Origin of the sequence: Virgibacillus alimentarius (assembly GCF_017874635.1) — a bacterium.
GTDB lineage: Bacteria > Bacillota > Bacilli > Bacillales > Amphibacillaceae > Virgibacillus_B > Virgibacillus_B alimentarius.
The window spans coordinates 1-5391 of record NZ_JAGIKX010000061.1; the positions used below are offsets into that span (position 1 = coordinate 1).

Consider the following 5391-nt stretch of genomic DNA (forward strand, 5'->3'; position numbering starts at 1 on the left):
AATTTAAATAACAATATCTATGGTTAAAAACATTGTATTTAATTTTACACAGAATTGTGGACTTGACTGATGAATTGCATACTATACATTATCTTATCCGCGAAGTAAGTAATGGATAGTTCACAAGATTAAACTGTTAAGATATTTATACACAATCTATATTTTTTTTAAAAAAATTGACAGTTTAAACTATTAAATTAAATTAAATAATGATTTTATTCAAAATACAGAATTGAATAACTTTTTAGAATGGTTATCTGCCTCTGATATTAGATTAAAATTTTCATAAAAATATTGTTATCTCGATTAATGATGGCATGTTTATTGCATTTGTTAATAATAAAGATACTTATAACAAAATTTATATATTAGGAGGATGATTATGGAAAAAATTATAACTGATACCCATATTCTTTATGGAGAAAATTTAGAAGTAATATCAGGATATTCAATATGGATCAAAAACGATATGATATACAAGATCGTTCCAAAAAAGAAAATCCCTGAAAATATACCTTGTATAAGTGGTCAAGGTGCATACTTAATCCCAGGATTAGTTGATCTTCATGTTCATTTAATGTGGGATGGCTCACTTAATCCAGTAGAAACACATGAAAAAGAATCTCATGACCAAATGGTTATGCGGGCAGGGTATAATTCTCAAAAATATCTTAGTAATGGAATTACAACTATAAGAGATGTTGGTTCCATAGACGATATTGCATTGGAGACAGCTCGAGGTATTAAACGCGGCATTTGCGAAGGTCCTAATTTAATTGCATGTGGAAAAACTTTAACAATGACGGGAGGGCATGATCCTTTTTGGGCAAGATTTTTAGATGGACCTTTAGAGGCTTTGAAAGCTACTCGAGAACAAATATATAAAGGTGCTTCAGTTATAAAAGTTAGTGCTACAGGAGGGGTGTATGGAAGAATGGAGGGAGAATCAGTTCAAAATTCTGAACTGAATTATGAAGAATTAAAAGTTATATGTGATACAGCACATCAATTTGGACTTAAAGTTGCATCTCATGCAATAGGAAGAGAAGGTATTTTAAATTCCATTAAAGCAGGGGTTGATACAATAGAACATGGACATTTTTTGGATGAAGAACTTATTAATATGATGGAAGATAAAAATATCGCTTGGATACCAACGTTATATACTTATAAACAAAACGCCTATGCTAAAGGGATCCCAGAGTATGCACAATTAAAAGCAAAGGGTATAGTGGAAATCCATAGTGAAGTATTTAAAAAATATTTTAGTAGAAATATTTTAATCGGTTGTGGAACGGATGCAGGTGCTCCATTGGTTAAACACCCATCTATTATAGATGAACTTTTGCAAATGTATAAAATTTATCCAAACAGTAAAGAAGTTTTAAAAACTGCAACAGTAAATGCTGGAAAAATTTTAAGTCTTCCAATAGGAAAAATAGAAGAAGGATATAAAGCGGATATGATTTTAATTAAAGAAAATCCACTTAATAATTTACATGCTCTTTATGGAATTGATACTGTTTATCATAGAGGGAAACAGATTAATAGATAAGCATATACATTCCAATATTATAACTATAAAAATTAAAAGGAGATGAGTTTATGCACTTGTTGATAATAATAGTCTATATTATTGGAATGATGATATTAGGAATGTATTTTGCTAAACGGGAGGTGAAGACAGGTGAAGACTTTTTAGTAGCAGGGCGTCGATTACCAGGAATTGTATTAGCAGGTACTTTATTATCTACATGGGTTGGTTCTGGTACAATATTAGGAGGTGCTAGTTTTGTTTATCAGTATGGCCCCTTGGCAGGGATTTTATATTTTATTGGAGCACCAATAGGGATTATAGTTTTGTACTATGTATCTGGTAGAGTGAGAGAATTAGAAAAAAACACATTACCACAAATATTAGAAATTAAATTTGGAAGAAATACTCGATTAGTGGCTTCAGTATTTATGCTATTAGCATATACTGGGATAGCTACCTATCAATTTGTTGGGGGTGGTCACCTTTTAAGCATAATAACAGGCTTATCCGAAAATTCAACAACATTAATTATAGCTGTTTTAGTTATTTTTTTAGCTACAACAGGTGGTATGTTTTCGGTTGCGTATACAGATTCTATTAGTTCTTTAATAATTGTTTTTGGTTTATTACTTGCACTTCCTTTTGTTTTACCTAATGTTGATGGATTTTCAGGTTTGGAAAATGGATTATCTTCACAACAATTAACTTGGAGCGGAGGTTTAACAGCTACGCAATTAATTGGTTTCGCTTTGCCAACTTTTGCTCTTATTTTAGGGGATCAAAATATGTATAATCGTTTTTCTTCCGCGAAAAACTCAGACACTGCTAAAAAGTCAACTATCCTTTTTTTCTTTGGAAACGCTTTCGTTCTAACGGCGGTTATTATTATTGCAGCAGCTTCTGTTATTATGTATCCTACTCTCGAAAATACTGATATGGCAATTTTACAGGTTGCATCAGATGGGATTCCAACGCCTGTAGGATCTTTAATTTTAGTGGCAGCAATTGGATTAATTATTACCACTTCAAATTCTTTTCTGCTATCAGGGGCAGGTAATCTTGTATATGACATTTATACAACTTTAAAAGGTGAATTATCTCAGAAAAATTATTTGCGTTATAATCGTATAGCAGTTGTAATAATCGGGGTTATAGGATATTTATTAGGTCGTTTTTTTCCAGATGTTTTAGAAATGCAAATGTACGCTTATACCATGTATGGAGCAACAATTACACCTGTAGTTTTAGCCACATTTTTTTGGAAAAGGGCTACTACAGCAGGAGCATTGTCATCAATTATAATTGGAGGGAGTGCAACTATTATTTGGGAACAAATACTTAATAAACCATTAGATTGGAATAGTGTAATAGTTGCTTTACCTTTATCTGTTCTTACTCTTATAACCGTTTCTTTAATTACAAATGATCAAACTGTGATAAGTGAATAAATGTATAGGAAAATCAACATTAAATATTTAAAAATAAAATTGAAATAATTAATTTCTTCAATTAGGGTTGGTTCAAATTAATTTTTAATAATATATTTAGGAGGGCTTTGAATGAATGTAAATCATCGTTTAAAAACTATTAGACATTTTATGTATGAAAAAGGAATAGTCGCAATTATCATAGCAAATGCGGATCACCAATATTATTTAAGTGGTTTTAAGACAATTATATATTCACGTCCAATTATATATTTAGCGGACATGAATTCCTCTAGCTTAATTGTACCTGCTTTAGAAGAAGTACAAGCTAAAGAAAATGCTAATGTAAATAATATTATAGCATATTACGAGCACCCTGAAATGGCACATAAAGGAACTAGTTCTTTAGAACAACTTAAATTATTACTTTCGAAATACCCTTCAGGTTCTAAGATTGGTGTAGATATGGATTCTATTTCAGCAAAACATGCTAATTTTATTCAACAATTGGGATATGAAATTGTGGATGTTGGTGAAAAAATTGTAGAAATGCGTTATATAAAAGATGAGGAAGAACTCGAGTTAATAAAAAAGGCAGGTGAGCTGTCTAATCTTGCTGTTACTACCTCGTTAAATGCTTGTAGAGAAGGAATCACTGAAATTGAAATAGATGCTATTGGAACAAATGTTTTATTTGAAGAAACTGCTAAAAAGCATCCTAATTCAACACTAGATTTATTTTCTATGTCTCCTTCTGGAACAAAAAGAACTACAATGCCTCATGTTTTCTCTAACACTAGAAAATTACAAAAAGGAGATATAATCATTCATAGTAGACAAGTATCTCTGAATGGGTATAGAGCAGAGCTTGAAAGAACTATTGCTTTAGGTGAATTAACAGATGATCAAAAGAGAGGTTTTGAAGCCGCTAAAGTAGCACAGCAAAAAGCAATTGATTTTATAAAACCTGGAGTTACTGCAGCAGAGGTAGATGAAGTGTCAAGGAACCATTTAAAACAAGCTGGTTTTGTGGAATACGCTAATCATCGAGTTGGACATGGTATTGGAATATCCACACATGAAGAACCATCTTTAAGATTTGATAATAATTTAATTCTTAAAGAAGGGATGGTGTTTACAATCGAACCAGGAATATTTATTCCTAGAATAGGTGGATTCCGTCACTCTGATACCCTGATTTTAACTAAGAACGGAAGTAAATTAATAACAGAATGCCCGAAAGAATTAAATGATTTAACCTTCTAATTTAATACATTTTCATTTGTCAAATTAAGCGAGACAGCACACTTTCGTCAAAATCCTGACCAACAAAATTCATGAGACACTCAATCGGCGTCTGGTAGTTTAAAGACTTTCTTGGTATGCTATTTCGTTTGCGTACAACTTCAGAAATATACGCTTGTGTCACAGAATTAAAGTCCATTTCTTTTGGCAACCCATTTTTCCTTAGAAGCCCATTGGAATGCTCATTTAGGCCTCTTTGGGATGGGGTGCCAGGATCGGCAAAATAAATATCAATATCCTGCTTATTACTTATGGATTTCCAATTGGAAAATTCCTTTCCACAATCGAAAATAATAGACTTGAAAAAGTTTTGTGGTAGTTGACCAAGCCATTGATTGGGTGACGTTTCAATGTTAGCTGCTTGCCTTCCAGCTGGTTTAATTGCGATAATGCACTTGGTTAAACGTTCAACCAGTGTGATAACAGCACTCTTGTGATGGCGACCAATAATAGTATCACCTTCTAGGTGACCGAATTCTTTTTGGTAATTTGGATGTTGCTGATCCCGACCACGGATACTGCGGCGAAAGCTTTGTCTTCCTCTTTTTTCTTGGTGGCCATTTGGTTTTCGTTTGCCTTGCATAGGTAAGTCATTTATGGCGAATTCACCTAATTCAAACTTGCGATATAGCGTGCGCATGCTGCAGGGGATGGGTCTTTCACTCCGTCCAATAATCACATCAGGCGTCCAGCCGTCGCGGACTTTCTCCTTGATGTAGGTCTTTTCATCAGGTGTTAATTGAATTCTTTTACGACCGCACTTAGCCTTGTTGGCTTTGTATTCTAAATGAACGTCTATCGCAGTAAGTCCTTTTTTTAGCTGTCGGATGACACGATAAATAGCTTCATGACCACGCTTTAGTTTTTTAGCGATTTTTCGGCCTGATAGACCAAATTCATGATATTCTTCTATGAATACCAGTTCTGTTTTGGTAAGATGGGTGTAGGACATGTCAGATACACTCTCCTTAACTTTGGTAGGTTATAGATTGAGTGTATCATGACATGTCTTTTTTGTGTCTCGCTTAATTTTACAATCTAAGATCACTGGTGCTGAATTAATGAAGTTATACCTGACACATCCAACCTTACTTTCTACATTATCTTTTTCATTACTTGAAG

General features: G+C 33.1%; 4 protein-coding genes. 3 read left to right on the forward strand and 1 reads right to left on the reverse strand.

Annotation, left to right across the window (positions count from 1 at the left end):
* Nucleotides 1-382: 382 nt before the first annotated feature.
* The 3 genes from J2Z81_RS15500 (at nt 383) to J2Z81_RS15510 (ending at nt 4230) form a co-directional block, all read left to right on the forward strand.
* Entirely contained in the window at nt 383-1555 is a 1173-nt protein-coding gene (locus tag J2Z81_RS15500) for a metal-dependent hydrolase family protein (RefSeq protein ID WP_226371746.1), read from the forward strand.
* A gap of 50 nt (nt 1556-1605) precedes the next feature.
* Nucleotides 1606-2985 (forward strand): sodium:solute symporter family protein, encoded by a 1380-nt coding sequence (locus J2Z81_RS15505; RefSeq protein ID WP_226981406.1) that lies wholly within the window; start codon nt 1606-1608, stop codon nt 2983-2985.
* 111 nt (nt 2986-3096) lie between these two features.
* Nucleotides 3097-4230, forward strand: coding sequence for a M24 family metallopeptidase (locus J2Z81_RS15510; RefSeq protein WP_226371747.1), 1134 nt, complete (start codon nt 3097-3099; stop codon nt 4228-4230).
* 19 nt (nt 4231-4249) lie between these two features.
* Here J2Z81_RS15510 and J2Z81_RS15515 read toward each other — a convergent pair whose 3' ends face one another.
* A complete protein-coding gene (locus J2Z81_RS15515; RefSeq protein ID WP_226371748.1) occupies nt 4250-5221 on the reverse strand; it encodes an IS30 family transposase in 972 nt (323 codons plus the stop codon).
* Between the last annotated feature and the right edge of the window lie 170 nt (nt 5222-5391).